At 45.7% G+C, this 17688-nt stretch carries 13 protein-coding genes, 3 pseudogenes and 1 CRISPR repeat array; of the genes and pseudogenes, 3 read left to right on the top strand and 13 right to left on the bottom strand.

Annotation, left to right across the window (positions count from 1 at the left end; all coding sequences use genetic code 11):
* Positions 1–26 precede the first annotated feature (26 nt).
* Positions 27–596, top strand: coding sequence for a TraR/DksA C4-type zinc finger protein (locus tag NSQ58_RS24325; RefSeq protein WP_053325293.1), 570 nt, complete (start codon positions 27–29; stop codon positions 594–596).
* A gap of 92 nt (positions 597–688) precedes the next feature.
* Here the strand turns inward: NSQ58_RS24325 and NSQ58_RS24320 are convergent, their stop codons facing one another.
* The 6 genes from NSQ58_RS24320 to hrpB form a co-directional block, all read right to left on the bottom strand.
* Positions 689–1693, bottom strand: a complete 1005-nt coding sequence (locus NSQ58_RS24320; protein WP_341058332.1) for a Gfo/Idh/MocA family protein — start codon at positions 1691–1693, stop codon at positions 689–691.
* 19 nt (positions 1694–1712) lie between these two features.
* Positions 1713–2075, bottom strand: coding sequence for a helix-turn-helix transcriptional regulator (locus NSQ58_RS24315; protein ID WP_013310011.1), 363 nt, complete (start codon positions 2073–2075; stop codon positions 1713–1715).
* A gap of 264 nt (positions 2076–2339) precedes the next feature.
* Positions 2340–2978, bottom strand: coding sequence for a CatB-related O-acetyltransferase (locus tag NSQ58_RS24310; protein WP_341058331.1), 639 nt, complete (start codon positions 2976–2978; stop codon positions 2340–2342).
* A gap of 164 nt (positions 2979–3142) precedes the next feature.
* Complete coding sequence (locus tag NSQ58_RS24305) at positions 3143–4315, bottom strand: acyltransferase (RefSeq protein WP_341058330.1); 1173 nt, start codon at positions 4313–4315, stop codon at positions 3143–3145.
* Between the two features lie 270 nt (positions 4316–4585).
* The gene (locus NSQ58_RS24300) at positions 4586–5170 is read right to left on the bottom strand and encodes a general stress protein (RefSeq protein ID WP_028542417.1); all 585 of its coding nucleotides are present in this window, start codon (positions 5168–5170) and stop codon (positions 4586–4588) included.
* Positions 5171–5288: 118 nt separating this feature from the next.
* Positions 5289–7817, bottom strand: coding sequence for an ATP-dependent helicase HrpB (gene hrpB / locus NSQ58_RS24295; RefSeq protein ID WP_310168580.1), 2529 nt, complete (start codon positions 7815–7817; stop codon positions 5289–5291).
* A 321-nt stretch (positions 7818–8138) separates the two neighbouring features.
* Here hrpB and gluQRS point away from each other — a divergent pair, with 321 nt between their 5' ends.
* Positions 8139–9134, top strand: coding sequence for a tRNA glutamyl-Q(34) synthetase GluQRS (gene gluQRS, locus NSQ58_RS24290; protein ID WP_310168579.1), 996 nt, complete (start codon positions 8139–8141; stop codon positions 9132–9134).
* A 63-nt stretch (positions 9135–9197) separates the two neighbouring features.
* Here gluQRS and NSQ58_RS24285 read toward each other — a convergent pair whose 3' ends face one another.
* The 7 genes and pseudogenes from NSQ58_RS24285 to cas1 (NSQ58_RS26830) all read right to left on the bottom strand — a co-directional run.
* A complete protein-coding gene (locus tag NSQ58_RS24285; RefSeq protein WP_310168578.1) occupies positions 9198–9572 on the bottom strand; it encodes a DnaJ family domain-containing protein in 375 nt (124 codons plus the stop codon).
* 124 nt (positions 9573–9696) lie between these two features.
* On the bottom strand, positions 9697–9891 hold the full coding sequence (locus tag NSQ58_RS24280) for a Rha family transcriptional regulator (protein ID WP_023988289.1): 195 nt from the start codon (positions 9889–9891) through the stop codon (positions 9697–9699).
* A gap of 109 nt (positions 9892–10000) precedes the next feature.
* Entirely contained in the window at positions 10001–10168 is a 168-nt protein-coding gene (locus tag NSQ58_RS24275) for an aspartyl-phosphate phosphatase Spo0E family protein (RefSeq protein WP_081047516.1), read from the bottom strand.
* A 361-nt stretch (positions 10169–10529) separates the two neighbouring features.
* A complete protein-coding gene (locus tag NSQ58_RS24270) occupies positions 10530–11921 on the bottom strand; it encodes a helix-turn-helix domain-containing protein (RefSeq protein ID WP_339201917.1) in 1392 nt (463 codons plus the stop codon).
* Between the two features lie 490 nt (positions 11922–12411).
* Positions 12412–13797: a CRISPR direct-repeat array (repeat unit 33 nt; unit sequence ATTTCAATCCACGCACTCCATACAGAGTGCGAC).
* A 181-nt stretch (positions 13798–13978) separates the two neighbouring features.
* Positions 13979–14271, bottom strand: a pseudogene (cas2, locus tag NSQ58_RS24265) (CRISPR-associated endonuclease Cas2).
* A gap of 4 nt (positions 14272–14275) precedes the next feature.
* Positions 14276–14775, bottom strand: a pseudogene (gene cas1 / locus NSQ58_RS24260) (CRISPR-associated endonuclease Cas1); the annotation flags it as partial.
* A 917-nt stretch (positions 14776–15692) separates the two neighbouring features.
* Positions 15693–16135 (bottom strand): annotated as a pseudogene (cas1, locus tag NSQ58_RS26830) (CRISPR-associated endonuclease Cas1); the annotation flags it as partial.
* Positions 16136–16560: 425 nt separating this feature from the next.
* On the opposite strand from cas1 (NSQ58_RS26830), the gene NSQ58_RS24250 reads away from it, so the two are divergent.
* Positions 16561–17664 carry a YrpD family protein gene (locus NSQ58_RS24250; RefSeq protein WP_068940711.1) on the top strand — a complete coding sequence of 368 codons (1104 nt, stop codon included), beginning with the start codon at positions 16561–16563 and terminating at the stop codon, positions 17662–17664.
* The last annotated feature ends 24 nt before the right edge of the window (positions 17665–17688 follow it).

The following is a 17688-nucleotide window of genomic DNA, read 5'->3' as shown; positions in this document are numbered from 1 at the left end:
ATAGACTACGAAGGGGAGAGATGATCATGAACCATTTGAACGATTCGCAGCTTGCAGAGCTGAAACATATGTTGCTGGAGCAGAAAAAGGATTTAGAAAAGCATTTTGAACAAAACGGTCAGGAAAACGCTCAATTGGGAGAAACACTGACAGATTCCACAGGTGAGCTCTCGTCCTATGATAACCACCCCGCTGATATAGGGACAGAAACCTTTGAACGGTCCCGTGATCTGGCGATTAATGATTCGCTGCAAGACGAGCTGGAGCAAGTCAATGCAGCCCTTCAACGGATGAAGGATGGGACGTACGGAATATGTGTGGCGAGCGGGGAAGAAATTCCTTTTGAACGGTTGCAAGCCATTCCATATACAGCCTATACAGTCGAGCACACGCCAACTCGAGAATTATCGAATGACCGTCCTGTAGAGGAACAGGTCATGACTCCGCCGCCCAAGGGTGCAGGTGAGGTTCGCCAACGGAATGCAGGACGATTTGACGATGCGGGCGCATGGGACGCCGTGGAGAAATACGGTACATCGAACTCGCCTGCAACTGCCGCCAAGCGTGATGTCACTGATTATGATGAAAATATGTAATGCTATATGCTTATGTATTCGTTCATCTAAAAAAGCAGCTTGTCCTTTGGACAGGCTGCTTTTTATGTCTTTACGGGAATACAGTGATCCCGTTATCCAATTTCTATCCGTTTCCGACTGCGAGCTGACTCAATACAAGCGTCGATCACCTTCATATTGCTCACCGCATCTTCTGGCTCATACGGCAACGGGACACCGTCAAGCACCGCTTTAGCAAAAGCATCCGCTTGCAGTTCAAAGGAATTAAAACCTTTCAGACGTTCCTCACGCGTGACCGAACCGACGTGGACGAAAATTTGCGGTACAACAGACGTTCTTTCCCAACCGAACATTTTGGGCATCGCAATCGTACCCTTGCTACCGAGAATTTCCATGTTGGAACGATTAGCTGCCCACATGCCACAATCGAAAGTAAGGTTGACTCCACCCGGAAATTCCAGCAAACCGGAAGCCATCATATCGACGTTGTCATGCTCCGGGGAAAATAAGGCATGTACCGTCACTGCCTCCGGTTCCCGATCCAAATACATACGAGCGGCTGATATCGGATAGACGCCCACATCATATAGCGAGCCGCCGCCCATGTTTTTATTAAAGCGCACATTATCTGCCTGATCGGTATTGTTAAACGTAAACGTGCAATGGATGCCGCGAATGTCACCAATTTCCCCACTATTGATAATTTCCTTAATTCTTCGATGTTTGGGATGATAGCGATACATAAAAGCCTCTGCAAAGATCACTCCTGCATGTTGACATGCTTCGATCATGCGACTTGTCCCGGCCGAGCTAAGAGAAGATGGTTTTTCACACAAAACGTGCTTCCCAGCCTCCGCTGCCCGAATGGTCCACTCTTCATGCAGATGGTTCGGCAACGGAATGTACACCGCTCCGATTTCGGGATCAGCCAACAGTTCATCATAGCTTCCATAACTTTTCGGAATATCGAACTCCCGGGCGGTCTCAGCGGCTTTATCCGCATTACGACTAGCAATCCCAAGCACTTCTCCGCGTTCGGATTGCTGAATTGCCGGAATTACAGCGATTTGGGCGATCTCCGCAGTGCCTAAAATTCCCCATTTCAGCTTTCTACCCATCATTCTCATCCTTTCGTGGTTAGGAATAGTTGTCTTGTTCCGCTTTATGCAGCATACCTAAGCAACGGTCCAAATCAGCTTTGACCTGCTTCTTGTACAATCGTGCTTTCTCCTCCCCATCATCTGTAAAGTGATAGAGTACAATCTCCTGAAAATCCACGCGCGGGTCTGTTCCTTTCAATCGCTTGGTACGGTAAAAAACACCTTCCTGTACCAGCTCATGCAGCGCCCGGTAAACCTCGCTCTGAGGCGGAACATACCCAAAGCCACTAAACTCATCTTTCATCGATTCGAGCATCTGATATCCATAACCGCGATGCCTCTCCACCATTGTGATCAGATAAATTTTGATAAAAGCCCGCTGGGATATCATAAACGCCATTTCATAGCCTCCTCCACACCTTATTCGTGCACCTTATCTTCCATTATAAACCACTCTGCGTCCATACACTATTTCCTTTGATGATATGAGAGCGTATGAGAACCCTTCATCTCTTGTGACCTGTTTTAAGATGGCGAGAGATATAGAATGAGGCGATATAGAGTAGTGTGCGAAGCGCTGAGAAATGATTTTATTGTTTTTGCTATTATGAATTTTTCATATGTTGAAATAATATAACTAAAGCTAAAAAAATAGAGTTACAGATTACGAAGACTGGATTAATTGTTTTAAGGCCTCCGTATCGTTACTTGTCAAAACAGGAATATATTCTGTTATTTTTTGGATGTCCCAGTCCCACCATTTCAGGGTTTGGAGCATAGCTATAGTTTCCTCATCAAACCGAAAACGAATTAACTTCGCAGGATTTCCTCCTACAATGGAATATGGCCGAACATCTTTAGTCACCACGGCGTTTGACGCAATGATCGCGCCATCACCAATTTGAACTCCGGGCATAATGGTAACGTTGTAACCAATCCAAACATCATTTCCAACCACAGTGTCCCCTTTGTAGCCCCCACTTAAATTGGGTAAACCAACTTCCCAATCTCCGCCAAACGCTCCAAAAGGAAAAGTCGTAAATGCATTTGTATTATGATTAGCACCATTCATAATAAATTTGGCTTTGGCTGCAATCGCACAAAACTTACCAATCTTTAATTTGTCCCCTATAAAATCAAAATGATAAAGGACATTTTTCTCAAAATCCAAAGGGTTATCATTATCGTCATAATAGGTATAATCCCCGATTTCGATATATGGATTAACCACTACATTGTTCAAAAAACACAGACTTCTAATATTTTTCATTGGAAAAACGCTTCTTGTATCTGGACCACTCATTTTGCGACCCTCCCATATGGATGTTCCTTCACCTAACTGGTAAAGGAACATCCAGTCTATCAGTATGCATACTATTAAACAAATGTAGATATAGAAAAGTATCCCTTGGCCTTAGTTCTTGGCTTTGGGATACTCATGTGAACATATGTGATTGGGTTATCAAATCAGGCTTGCTTTTGTAAGGCTGGCGGACCTCCAGTCGGGCGAGGACGAACCCGAAGCCCCACGATCCATTTGCCCAGAGGCAAGCGTGCCAGTAGCCATGTTCCGGCAACGGAAAAGATCATACAGAGAACGAACGAAGCCAGCGTACGAAGAACGTGGCTCCAGTCTGCAAAAAACGTCTCGTCAAAATAATAGGTCACACGCAGCATAAAGGCATGCATGAGATACGCTCCATAGGACAACGTTCCGATGGCCGTCAGCATACTCGCCGCACGTCCCCCCTTATGAGCAATCCACGTCGCTACCCGATAAGCTACAAAAATAGACGCGACGCAATATACAGCCATGACCGGACGCAGCAAAGACAAATAGTTAAAGGAAAGAACTGTACCTCGCGGCGCCTGGAACTGACCGATCATCTCGTACAGTAAGTAGCCTGTAATCACGATAAACAACGGCCAGTATATCATCTGTGCTTTGGTTACCCAAGCATTCCAACGCTTGACGTTCATCCCGGCTGCCGCTCCTAACACAAAATAAAAGAAAAAGTAGATCACATTCCGGTCAGCGTACAGGGTAAACCAAGAGGTAATGACCGGAAGCTGGAGCTTATCCATCGCTTGGTATACGGGTCCAACGGCGAACATGAGCAAAATATATAGCACGCCGAATCCAGCCAATGCAGCGGGTCGCCATTTTGACGGCAGTAGCGCAGACAAATGACGGACCGCATAACGAAACACGGGAAATAACACATAACATTGGATAATCATAACGATGTACCATAGATGATAGCTGCTTTTCCCGTTCAATAGCTTCTGGAAAAAATCCAGCGGGTGAATATATCCACCACTTTGGGCAAGCTGATTTCCCAATTCGTATAAAAGAGACCATATGATATACGGAACAATGATGTCCATGAATCTTTTACGTAAAAACGTTCCGTACTTTAAGACCCCATCATAATTGTAAAATAGCACCATGCCCGTGATAAACACAAACACCGGAACTGCAAATTTGGAACACAGCAGTAAAAGTGTCATCAAAACCCCGTCCTGGATGCGCGCCCCCTGCGCAACCGCATAATGTGCGACGGAATGCTGAAGAACAACGGCGGCAAAAGCCAGCCCTCTTAGCAAAGCGACTTCGGAAATTCTCTCTTTTTGACTCATGTCACTCTCCTGTTACATCTAGCAATTTATAAATCCAGGATTTTTCAAAATCCTCAAATCTATTATAACGACAATTCTGTAAAAATATATAGAAGGATAAACGTGCCAACAGCAAGCAAAGCATCATTTATCTCAGGTTTATTCTATGTTTCACTAACATGTAAAAGCAGCAGCCTTCCCTCTCGGGGAGACTGCTGCTGGAGAAACAACCTATATACAAAGGAGATAGGAAAGCCTGTTAAATCACGTTCTCAACTAGCCGTTAGTTGTTTACAGGTTCCTTCTAGTATCTGTGTACGCATCTGTCCGCGTGTCCGCCACCGTATCATCATACGTTCTGTAACGATCCGCATTCAGCGAACGGTTGGTGCGGAAAATATCATAAACATCCCTGTGATGGTCAGCTGAATCCACCAGTACTAAAATCTTGCCCTGATCGACGTATGTCTCGTATTGACGTGCATCATCTTCTGGAATACCTAGCCCGACCAGTCCACCGACCAAGCCACCTGCTCCCGCACCGACAGCTGCTCCGGTAAGAGTAGCCGCGATAGGTCCAGCAGCGAGGATCGGTCCGATACCCGGAATAGCCAAGGCCCCGATGCCTGCCAGCAAGCCAGCAACGCCGCCTACAATACCGCCGGTAGCCGCACCTGTGGCCACACCCTCCGGTGCTTTGGTGCCTGTCTCTTCACTAATCGTCCTTAGCTCGTCACGGTCACGGGTGATCACAGAAATTTCACTGCTTGGGATTCCTTTGCTCTGCAATTGTCCTATCGCACGAGATGCTTCCTGCTCTGTATCAAAAACACCAACAATTTTCTTTTCATTATAATCGTTTAAGTTATTAGCCATGATAGTTACCTCCCAATATTTTGGTGTTGAGTGGTTCGTCTTTCATTACCCCGCCATTATGACGTTTAAACGATTTTACGAAAATTCAAAAAGTCGATTAGCATAAAACAGCTTCTATTTAACGCTTTGGCTTTGCTCTGTTGGTCGCCACAGCTTCCAGTGGATCATCCGGCCAATAATGCTTGGGATATCTGCCCTTCAGGTCCTTTTTGACTTCAAAGTAAGCCTCGCTCCAGAAGCTGGACAAGTCGGAAGTCACTTGGACAGGTCGCTGGGCAGGTGACAGTAAATGCAATACAATGGGTACGCGTCCGCGTCCAATACGGGGCGTATCCCTCATACCGAACAACTCTTGTAGTCGTACGGCCAGCGCTGGTGCCTCAGGATTCGAATAATCGACAGGAATGCGGGAACCGCTGGGTACGCGGATATGCGTCGGCGCTTCCTGATCAAGCTGCTGCCGCTGTTCCCAATCCAGCCTGCCAAGCAGCAATGCAGCACTGTCCAGCCGTTGCAAATCGGATACATTTTTGGCTCCTAGAGCAAAAGGCAACAGCCACGATTCCAGTGAATCCAGCAATGCCGATTCCGTGCAGTCCGGCCAGTCCTCAGGCGCCGAGAAGTGCATAAAAATCAAACGAGCCTGCAACTGGAGGGTTTGCCGATTCCATGACAGTAGCTTTAGACCGCGTTCACGGATACCCTGCATCAAGGCAGCAGCTACTTCCTCTGCCGGAGGTCGCTCATAGGACGTTTCCTTTAAGACGAGTGAGCCCAGCCGCAGTACCTTGCGGGCTCTCACTGCTGAGGCGGAGCTATCCCAGTATACGTTGGCTTGTTCCAGCAGCAATTCGCTGCAATGCTGAATCAGCTCTTGCAGTTCAACTGGTGCCGCCAACTGAATGGCGCCATCTGCTCCCTTGTCGTCCACTTCAGCGGCGACGAGATAGGACGAACGCGATATCCACTCCACTTGTCGGAGTCGCGCGCCCCGGCCGCCGCTAAGCAAAAAGCGGCCATCCCCCCGGCCCTGCGCGATCCGATCCGGATACGCAAAGGCCAACAGCAGCCCACAAGCCGCGGAGCCGTCAGGCTCGTCCTGAGCTGCGGCTGCTGTCGGCAGCGTGGCTAGCAGCTGCCGGCTCTCCTGCACGATACGGCGAATCACCGTATCGTCTACTGCCCGCAGCAGGCTGTGCGTACTGCGGGCATGGGCCGCCTCGCGCAGGGCATCCAGCCGCGGGCGCAAATCCGTTCCGCCATGTGCGCGGAACGGGTCCCGCTCTTGCAGCAGCGCAGCCAGACGGCTGGCAGTCGGGGCCAGGCTAAGGGCGGCTGCGCGCAACAGCATGTGCCCAAGGCGCGGGTGCGTGCCTAGGGCGGACACCTCGCGCCCATGCGCGGTGATGCCGCCTGTAGTGCCGTCGGCTGCTTCATCCAGGCAGCCGAGCTGGTGCAGCAGACCTGTGGCCTGGCGGTACGCGGCCTCAGGCGGGGCATCCAGCCAGGCCAGCTCGGCGGGCTCGCGCACGCCCCAGGCCGCCAGCTCCAGCGCGAGCGGGGCCAGATCCGCCGCGGCGATTTCCGGGCGACTGGCATCGGGGAGCGCGGCATGCTCCTGTGCGCTCCACAGCCGGTAGCATACGCCCGGCTGGAGACGGCCCGCCCGTCCGCGCCGCTGGTCGGCGGAGGCCTTGGACACCTTGACGGTGGTCAAACGGCTCATACCGGTTCGCGCGGAAAACACCGATTCCCGCGACAGTCCGCTATCGATCACCACCGTAATCCCGGCGATGGTCAAACTGGACTCGGCAATCGATGTGGCCAATACCACTTTTCGACTGCCCAAAGCCGATGAACGTATTGCCTCATCCTGCTGCTCCAGCTTCATGCTGCCGTACAGCGGAATTACCTTGACGTGTGCTGGTAAATGCTTTGAAGCCAATTCTCGTTCCGTTCTATGAATTTCTCTAGCCCCTGGTAAAAACACCAACAGATCGCCTTCATGAACATCAAGCGCCTTTTCTACCGTCTCAGCCGTAAAGGACTCTAATGAGATTGATGAAGGTTTGGACATATGAAAGGTTTCTACTGGAAATACGGTGCCTGGACATTCCAGCAATGGCGCATCCCCTAATAGTCTGCATACAGGCTCTGCCTCCAGGGTGGCAGACATGATCAATATCTTCAAATCCGGTCGCAGCAGCGCCTGGCTTTGCAGGGCAAGTGCCAATCCCAAGTCTGCATGCAGGCTGCGTTCATGAAACTCATCAAACATAATCAGCCCGACTCCCTCCAATGCCTGATCATGTTGCAGCATCCGGGTCAGTACGCCCTCCGTAACCACTTCAATCCGCGTGTTTGGTCCTACTTTTGTATCCATACGAACCCGATAACCCACGGTCTTCCCGGTGGGCTCTCCCAGCGCTTTCGCCATTTGCGCTGCTGCTGCACGTGCTGCCAAACGCCTCGGCTCCAGCATAATCATCTTTTGCCCTGCCAGCCACGGCTCATGCAGCAGCTCCAGCGGTGTTACCGTCGTTTTCCCCGCTCCCGGCTGTGCAATCAGTACCGCCGCCGAATGGGATTGCAGTGTATGTTTAAGCTCGGGGATCACTTGCATAATAGGCAGTTGTTTATCTGTCAATGAAATCTCTCCAATGATACGCTTGATGCGTAGAATCTAAGTTTTAATTCCTTTATTATTGTGAATTTTTCATTACCTGTAATTATTGAATATTGAATTAAAAATGTTAAGCTGCACTCTGGGACTTCTCTTCGGTCTGTCGTGCATAATTCTTCTAAATCTATTATACAGATATTTAAATTTCCCGTCTGGCCATCGCGGCTATGTATGCTTCGTGTTTAGCTTCTATACCTGTCGAGATGCACTCGCGGCAAGTTCGTTTTATAATATGGTTGATATGGATTGCTGAAGGACGGAATATAGAATCGAGGTCACTTTCGTATGGAATTACAGGCCCAACCCATCAGAGGGCGATTTGCCCCAACACCATCGGGATGGATACACTTAGGAAACGCTCGCACTGCCTTATTATCCTGGCTGCACGTTCGCTCCCTGGGTGGAACCTATATTTTGCGCATGGAAGATATCGATATGACGCGAGCTCGCAGCCAGTTGGCGCAAGGGATTATGGAAGATTTGCGCTGGATCGGGCTGGAATGGGACGAAGGACCCGACGTAGGCGGTCCCTACGGTCCCTACACTCAAAGCCAGCGGCTGGAACGCTTCCAATCTGCATTGGAGATACTACAGGAGCAAGATTTGCTGTATCCTTGTTTTTGTAGTCGGGCCGACATTGTGGCTGCCGCCCATGCTCCACATGGACTGTCTGGTGAAGGACCCGCATATTCAGGTGCATGTCGTAACCTTAGCTCTCAAGATGTCGTAGCCAAAGCACAACATAAACTCCCTTCACTTCGCTTTAAAGTACCGCAAAATCCAGATGCCGTTATTTCGTTTCATGATCAGGTAGCAGGCCATGTGACCTTCGGTGCGGCAGAGGGCGGCGATTTTATCGTCAAACGGGCGGACGGCATGTTTTCCTATCAGCTGGCTGTCGTTGTCGATGATGCGGATATGCATATGACCGACGTACTACGCGGGTATGATCTTCTCGATTCAACGCCCCGTCAGCTATTGCTGTACCAAGCTTTGGGGTTGCAGCCGCCACGTTTCGCACACGTTCCCCTTGTCCTAGGCCCTGATGGACGAAGGCTGGCCAAACGACATGGTGGCGTAGCACTCCGAGCTATGCGCCGACAAGGTGTCACACCGGAAGCAGTCATTGGCTGGCTCGCCTATTTTTCCGGGCTGCTGGATTCACCTGAGCCTGTGAAGGCTGTGGATTTAATCGATGACTTTCATTTGGACAAACTGCCCAAAGAACCCGTCATCCTGACGAAACAATGCCTCATGAGATTATCTGCACTGCAACGGTAATGAGGTAAAGCGCGGAAATCAAAGTGTACGGGCAAGGGCATCCGCCCTTTGCTCCTCTCACTTCTATTCCTCTAGTCGCTTACGCATAGCGGACTCATATTCATAAAATACACACGACGTATTTAGCCCTCTTTCCTCCAGCAGCATACGGAGACGAAGTGATTTTTCAGTCAGCCTGCGACTGATCCGTTGTTGCTCTCCTGCCTCATGACAAGCGTGAAGCAAATCACGTAGCTGGACACATTCCTTTTGTAACTGAAGCTCTTCCGGTAAAATGCCTGCATTCTTCAACAGCTTGTACGACATCCGCAGCTCCTCTGGAACATGTGACAAATCCTCGATGACCAGTGGCTTGCCCGCTCCCGGCAAATGATCAAATTCACCTTTGGCCATCGCCTCGGCAATCTTCTGCTCTGCCATTCTGGAGAACATCCCCATCGCCCCTTTCCACTCCTTGTATTAAACATCCTATGTACAATCTATATTAAAGAAACCTGGAGCCCTTTGCCACTGTAGCTTACATATCATTAGTATGTCCTGTTTACATAAAGGAGAAAGAGGGTTATTCTTCGATCCCAAGCAATTGACATACTTGTACTCTATATTTTTTGGCCTTACGTGTTCCATGAATGAGATTGGACAAGCGGCTAGCAGGAATATGGTAGGTATCACAAAATGTTCTCTGATCCATTTGCCTCTCGACTAGCTTTTCTTTGATTTTCCATCCAAAAGGGGTTACAGGATTTCGTAAGTTCAACAACGTTATCACCTCTTCATAGTATAGGATTTAGAATTTTGATTGGGGTTTGGGGTTTGGAGATTGGATTTCACGTTCTACCATTAGCAACATGTCGTGAACTCATTTGTTAGGATTTCATTTTGTATATTTGGTATTGATTCAATAGTTCATCCAGTTTCATGGATTGTTCAATCACTTTGGGATGCGTTAAAAATCCATATTTCTTCTGGATTTGGTACAGTCTTTTTCTGGCCCGTTCGACACGAAGTAAAGTCTCACCTGGATTCATCAGTATGATGCCCCCTTCTGTGTCATATCCTAATACAAAACGTAAACTTTTGGATTTTTTGAAAATTTGCTCGACAAAAAAAGTGCTTCTGGCGCATTCCAGAGGCACTTTTTTGGCGATTTATGTTTATTTAAAATGCAACAGACTCCTACAAGCTGAACTTAAAAATTCAACTATTGTTTCACTACGCAGTCGGATGCTGCTTCCCATCGTCACCACCCCTGTATTTCCTGAATAAAGTCAGATGAGGGTTAAAATCCGTGGCAAAAGCGATCGCTTTACTTGCACAGCAACATTCTGCCTTCTTCGTTTTCCATATACATTTTTATTCAGCTTGGAATCAACACTGAGAAATGATTAATTACTACTAATAATAAAATAATCTTTCTTTTCGCCCTTCTCTAACTAAACTTTCATACTTTGTACACAATGTAAAGTCTGCAAATTGCTTGAACTGCTCAAATAATCTTATACAGCTAATGAAAAAGGCTTCTTTGTTAATGACTAATGATTTAGATAAAACGTCTAGTAAGTATTTAAATCCATATGAGTAATTACCTTTATTTAAGTAGTATTTAGCCAGTTCATATTTAAAACGCGTTGATTGTTCTGGAACCACTTGATGAGTGTACATATCAGCAGATGGTTGCTGTTGGGTGATCGAATCTATCTCCGTTTCGAACTGCTTAAGTATTTCATCCACATCAACATGAAATCGGTTAGCCGCCATCATAATATTCAATAATTGAGTAACCATTTCTTTAGTGGTATTTGATGATACACTAATGTATTCAACATAATCTGGAAGCACACTTATATCTCCGGATAATAACTTATTAACGTAAGTATTACATAGCGCCCAATTTTGAAATAGTTTAATCCAATGCAGAGTATCCTCGTCCGTCTCTTTGACCCAATCTAAATTAACGTAGGCATATGTATATTGTAGAGCTTGTTGGTAATTACCTTGGGCTTCACAGACACTTGCACACAATAAATCAGCATAGGTGATATACACAAACAAAGGACGACTTAGCTTCTTTTCAAGTGCAGGATTTCGTTTTTTCTGCTGATGCTCTAATGTATATTGGATTTTCGCTTTATCTCTCATTTTGCGAGCTATCACATCAAGCCTGTCCCATAAGCGTAAAGAACGATACACATTCGCCAAATCTTTTAAAGCATCAAGCTGGTCTATTTCATCCAGACGTTCCACGAAGGGTTCAAATAGCGTTGCTGCCTTGAGATTACGGCTTTGGTCGTCTCCAACTTGAATTGAGAATATACGATATTGGCAGGTGGCCAAGCGTTCAGAATGCTGATATTTCTCCACTTCTGCGACATTCTCATAGAGAGGCAGCGCAGCAGCATGTCGTCCCTGTTCAAATAATGCTTCTGCAACATCAAATAGCCTGGACGCATACAGCGGATTATCCATGATATGTCCAACCATTCGACGGATTGCATCCAGCTTGTCCAGCTCCGCACAACGATACAATAATGGCTCGATTCGCCTAAAATTCGGGGAAAGGTCAATAATGTAATTTTCTATGTATAGATCGTAAAAATAGCCCTCTGGCAAATCCATAGCCACAGTAATTCGGTCTAGCTGCTGTACGGAAATAGGACGATGCTGAGTAATCCAATTACTAAGCGTTCTTTGATGAACCCCTGAATATTCGGCAAATTGACTCAACATCATATCATTTTGTTTTAGATAATCCTCAAACTCCGCTGAAATCGTAGGTGTATGCTTCAAGTCATAACCACCCTTCACATAAAAATTCCATTATTTTAAAAATCACCCTCTATTCTTCTCCATAATTAACCATCTGTCAATATATTATGCAACTAATGTTTATAGCGAAAATTCAGCATAACTTACACATATTGGGACATGTTGGACAAGCGACATCCTGAAATCATTGGATGGTTCCAAGTAAAAGGTTTCACAATGTTGACATGACGGATTCATTTCCCAATGTGCATTCTCACCAGTAAATGATATAGAGGTCCCATGCAGAAACTCTGTTGGATCTTTTAATTACATGAAAAATCCCCTGATGTTGATGCAATCAAGGGATACATAGGTCATTTCTCTCGCTTCGATAATGCGAAGTTGATTATTTCTCCAATCACAATTCCTGTCAAAATTGCATAGATTCCCATAGCGCTCATCTTATATCCCAAAGCGTAAAATAACCCTATACATATTGCGTAGCCCAACAAAATCACTGCATAGCGCTTTAATTTTAATCCACACACTCCATACAGAGTGCGACATCAAGACTAAACTGGCGAACTTCTTCTTCAGAGAGATTTCAATCCACGCACTCCATACAGAGTGCGACGGAAACCAATTGCGAGCGTGTAGACATGGAAAGCATTTCAATCCACGCACTCCATACAGAGTGCGACAACGAATTTTCGCACAAAAACCACCAGCAGCTTAATTTCAATCCACGCACTCCATACAGAGTGCGACCGACGACCTCTTTGGCTATTCCCTTGAATAGGTGATTTCAATCCACGCACTCCATACAGAGTGCGACGTTTCGTCCCAATCTTGCTTAGTGGCTCGGAAAATATTTCAATCCACGCACTCCATACAGAGTGCGACGGCAAAGTCTGTTCCTACAACGTATTGCTCATAAATTTCAATCCACGCACTCCATACAGAGTGCGACACTGAAAACCGATATAACGAGAGTTAGTCCCGTGATATTTCAATCCACGCACTCCATACAGAGTGCGACTTCTTTTGCTCCTGCAGTTCATCTCTCTGGACTATTTCAATCCACGCACTCCATACAGAGTGCGACACTCTTTCCCCACGCTCTTTCATATTGTAGCTTTATTTCAATCCACGCACTCCATACAGAGTGCGACGATCAGGTAGTAGACGAGCAAGTTAACACACAAACAATTTCAATCCACGCACTCCATACAGAGTGCGACAAGAACTTCGTAAGCAGGAACGTATGGCTACAAAAATTTCAATCCACGCACTCCATACAGAGTGCGACTGGGTACAAATCAGGTTTTACGAACAAGGAGATTATTTCAATCCACGCACTCCATACAGAGTGCGACTGTCACAGGCGTTGCACAGGTTTATTTACTTTAGCGATTTCAATCCACGCACTCCATACAGAGTGCGACCTTTTTTCTTCCTTACAGTCCCTATTGGCAACGTAATTTCAATCCACGCACTCCATACAGAGTGCGACCTTGTTCCACCCTCCGCGTTCATGACCTTGTAAATTTCAATCCACGCACTCCATACAGAGTGCGACGTGAATCTCGCTCCGTTGCATCCGTATGCCTCCACTATTTCAATCCACGCACTCCATACAGAGTGCGACGACGGATTTGAGTAACTGCGCGAACGCCTGGGAATTGATTTCAATCCACGCACTCCATACAGAGTGCGACTCCTGTCCCACCAGTGCAACCACACCTCTGTTGTATTTCAATCCACGCACTCCATACAGAGTGCGACGACGTCTCGGATTGTTGGTCGAGGACAGGCCATTATTTCAATCCACGCACTCCATACAGAGTGCGACAGTAAGTAAAGTTACAAGTATAACCATGAAAATATTTCAATCCACGCACTCCATACAGAGTGCGACAGCGAAAATGTAGTAATTCATACCCTAATGATACCAATTCCACACATTGTCGCAAAAACTGATGCCAAAAAGGCTTGTAACAACTATTGACTTTTTCTCATAGATAGCATCCTTAATGCTTTTCGACAAATTTCGAGGTGCGAAGGACCCGGGGTTTTTATGTGAGCTTCACATTCGCACCTTACAAAATCAGTGGGCTTTCCATATCGCAAGCTTCCTTTGCCCCTATATGCTCTACTTTCTTTTTGTAGTTATCTCCTAAGATGTAGAAGCGCAAGCTGTCTTCTCTTTTGTCTATCAGCTCTTCTAATTCATACTTAAGCGGCGGAACTGGGTCGAGTCCAAAATACATTCAAACACGGAATTTTGCACCCATTGTCCGTGATCTACGTACTTTTACGCAACCTTTGCCAGTCTTTTTCTGCCTTCTCTGTCCACTGTGCTTACATCATACGTAATTAGTATTAATAAGATCAACCTACTTCCACAAAAATGGAGGGTACTCGTCCAGATCTCCCCGAATATATCTAGCCACGAGCAAAGCCTATGAATAGGGCACCAGCCCCCAAGACATTTTCTCATTCAAAATCATTTTTTCATCATCACAGCTCCGTTTTCTTTTTTTTGTAAAATCCTTTCCCATGAATCAATTTTTTTTGTTAATCAATGTAAGGACAAAACGGTCGGCATATACTCCTCGAAGTTCTTCCATCACATCCAATGCCAAGGAGGCTCGCCCTGGACGATCTCTACGCAGAAAACCCACATAAGCATCGAGACCGACAGCTTCCAGTACGGATTTCATATCGTTGGACAGCAGTGTATAGGCAAAAGATAATAGGGCATTCACGTTATCTAACGGCAGGCGTTTATGGCGTCCATGGAAGTAAAAATCATCTTTTTGCTGCAAGATCAGTTCATCCCACACGGAATTGTACTGAACCACCGTCGTCCCCTCCAAACCGCTAATATGTCCAGTTCCTCCACTTCTCGGACTTGCTTCATGATCCGGTCACCACTTTATGTGACCAGGTGACGAGGCTACTACGTCATTATCCACGCACTCGTATAGAGTGCGACACGGATGGAAACTTCACTGTTCCTACAACACACGGGATTTCAATCCACGCACTCATGTAGAGTGCGACCCTCGTCCGGTATCATATTAGCACCTCCTAGATATTTCAATCCACGCACTCATGTAGAGTGCGACCGGTTATCATTAACGGCGAGGAAGGCGTCTTGAAGAATTTCAATCCACGCACTCATGTAGAGTGCGACTTAAATAAGCGGCTTATATAGCCAGTGTGTTGGCTGTATTTCAATCCACGCACTCATGTAGAGTGCGACGCTGTCGTAATAACGGATATCATGCACTCCTTTAGATTTCAATCCACGCACTCATGTAGAGTGCGACGTTGGCTAATACTGTGGGATCGTCACCCTTCAATATATTTCAATCCACGCACTCATGTAGAGTGCGACCTAATCTTGTTACCAGAGATCGCGCCAGGAGCTGTTGATTTCAATCCACGCACTCATGTAGAGTGCGACAGCGAAAATGCAGTAATTGATTATCTAATGATATCATTTCCATGCATTTTCGAAAAAAGCAATGTCTAAAAGGCTTAAATTAACCATTGACTTTTTCTCACTGATAGCATCTTCTATACTTTTCGACAAATTCCGAGGTGCGAAAGACCCGGGGTTTTCATGTGAGCTTCACATTCGCACCTTATAAAATCAGTGAGCTTTCCATATCGGAAGCTTCTTTAGCCCCTATATGCTCTTCTTCTTTTTATAGATATCACCCAAATTATAGAAATGTAGGCTATCTTATCTTTTATCTATTAATTCTTCTAGTTCATACTTTAAACGTCGAAATTGGGTCAAATCCAAAATACTTTCAAATAGGGATACATAATTCTATCCTGTTTCATTGTACCATGCCTTCATTACGATTTTCCTTGTATCATCGTTTCATCATGACAGCCCATTTTCTTGTTAATCAAAAACAGGACAAAACAGTCGGCATACGCCTCGAAACTCTTTCATCATATTCAGTGACAAGGAGGCTCATCCCGGATGGTCTCTATGCAGAAAACCTACATTAGCATCCAAGCCGACGGCTTTCCAGTGCTGATTTCATATCGTTGGGCAGCAGTGTATTGGCAAAAAATAACAAAGCATTCACATGATCTAACGGCGGGCGCTTATGGCGTCCATGGAAGTAAAAATCATTTTTTTGCTGCAAAATCAGTTCATCCCAAACGGAATTGTACTGAACGGCCTCCCTCCCCTCCAAACAGCGTAAAATCTCCAGCTCCTCCACTTCTCTGTGATGCGATGCGTTCATGATGACAGGACATTGGTCAGATTTAATTCTGCCTGGATGATAATATAATCCAGTTTTCATATAAATACCTCAATACTCCCTGTTTATATCATCATCATACGAGATTGAATGTACATCATACGTCCGCGTCTAGGTCCATTACTTCTACTTAATTAGAGGTTGAAGTTAAGAAATAGAGTTTTGAGAGTTATAAGTCAGCAACGGTCAGAATCTACCTCATGCTTGCTTTTGATTGGTTTCCATTTTAAATATTTAACCATGTTTATTGGAAATATGGTAAATTATATGATCTTGATTTAATGTATCGTTTTGTACATAATAGATTCGTGCTGAAAATACCAAAAAAAGGAGGATAGTGATTTTTTATGTAATTGTAACAACAAAAATTTGAGGGAGATGAATGGATTTTGAAGGTTAAGAGTTTGTGTACGTGTGTGGTTGTAGGCATGCTTTCGTTATCGCTAACTTGTTCAGTGGGTGCAGAATCACTCCAAAATGAACAGTTAATCAATCCATCGATGACCAAATCAGACAATGCTTTTTTGAGCGATATCATCAACTCGTTGGACCCCGAAGACAGAGAAAACGTTACATACATAGATGAAACGGGCAAAGTGCTGGTAAACAAGGAAAGTTTAAGGCAGGAAGTTATCCCCCTGGAACCAGTGAGTCAGGTTACGTATAAGAATTCGAATTCATCCCTCACATCCGTAACTGATACTACGTATAAAAATAATAGGTATAAAGATTCGACGGGGCAGCTATATACTTTACCCGTGTTACAGCCTAAACCAGCGTGTATGGGAAATCATTCATTAACACCAATGGATTTTAGCACTAACTCCGCGAGCTTCCCTGAATGTCGAGACCTGAGAAACGGGCCGTATCGTTCGGTATGGTCACATATAGGGTTTGCATGGGCTAGTACACGAGTTCATTTACCAAGTGCTAGAGAGATACGTGATAATAATAGTGGTTATAATGGAAGCACAGGATTTATCTATATGGGTGGTTGGAGTAACACCAATATGGCGGTTGATGTTGGTTTGCAACATAGTACAAAATATAATGACTGGGCTCCTTTCATGCTCATTGAAGGTGTAAAAGAGCCTTATAGTTTTAAGCCACGCTTTGAGCCTGATCAGGAAGTGCAAATGAAATTTTATGTTCCTTCTGACGGTAACATTGCCTTGACTGTATCAGGCTACGCAGACGGTGAAAAGATAAGTAGAACCTATGTTGAGCCGGCCCCAGGTTGGACGGCTACTGGTAATGGTAACCTTATTAAAAGAACGACAAGTATCGGGCAGATACAAGGCCAACAAGACTATAACGATGGCTCTTATATCCGGAAAGTTCGTTGGGCTACATCCTATATTGGTACAAATTCAGAAGATAATATCCCTTGGCGAAACAGTCAAACCTATGATTATTGTTCTATGCCACGGAGTAAAGTTGTAGTGGATTACGTACATGGAGGAGAAGAAACAGATAATATATTTTTAGATTGAATTCCGTGAGGGGCTGCTAGCCCC

The organism is Paenibacillus sp. FSL M7-0134 (assembly GCF_038007865.1).
GTDB lineage: Bacteria > Bacillota > Bacilli > Paenibacillales > Paenibacillaceae > Paenibacillus > Paenibacillus polymyxa_B.
The sequence above is the reverse complement of the archived record's forward strand: the minus strand, read 5'-3'. Positions and strand labels throughout refer to the sequence as shown.

Bases quoted from the DNA above. Each gene is read 5' to 3' on its own strand.
- NSQ58_RS24325 (WP_053325293.1), top strand. From the start codon at position 27: ATGAACCATTTGAACGATTCGCAGCTTGCAGAGCTGAAACATATGTTG.
- gluQRS (WP_310168579.1), top strand. From the start codon at position 8,139: ATGGAATTACAGGCCCAACCCATCAGAGGGCGATTTGCCCCAACACCA.
- NSQ58_RS24300 (WP_028542417.1), bottom strand. From the start codon at position 5,170: ATGGCTAATAACTTAAACGATTATAATGAAAAGAAAATTGTTGGTGTT.
- NSQ58_RS24310 (WP_341058331.1), bottom strand. From the start codon at position 2,978: ATGAGTGGTCCAGATACAAGAAGCGTTTTTCCAATGAAAAATATTAGA.
- NSQ58_RS24320 (WP_341058332.1), bottom strand. From the start codon at position 1,693: ATGGGTAGAAAGCTGAAATGGGGAATTTTAGGCACTGCGGAGATCGCC.
- NSQ58_RS24305 (WP_341058330.1), bottom strand. From the start codon at position 4,315: ATGAGTCAAAAAGAGAGAATTTCCGAAGTCGCTTTGCTAAGAGGGCTG.
- NSQ58_RS24285 (WP_310168578.1), bottom strand. From the start codon at position 9,572: ATGGGGATGTTCTCCAGAATGGCAGAGCAGAAGATTGCCGAGGCGATG.
- NSQ58_RS24315 (WP_013310011.1), bottom strand. From the start codon at position 2,075: ATGGCGTTTATGATATCCCAGCGGGCTTTTATCAAAATTTATCTGATC.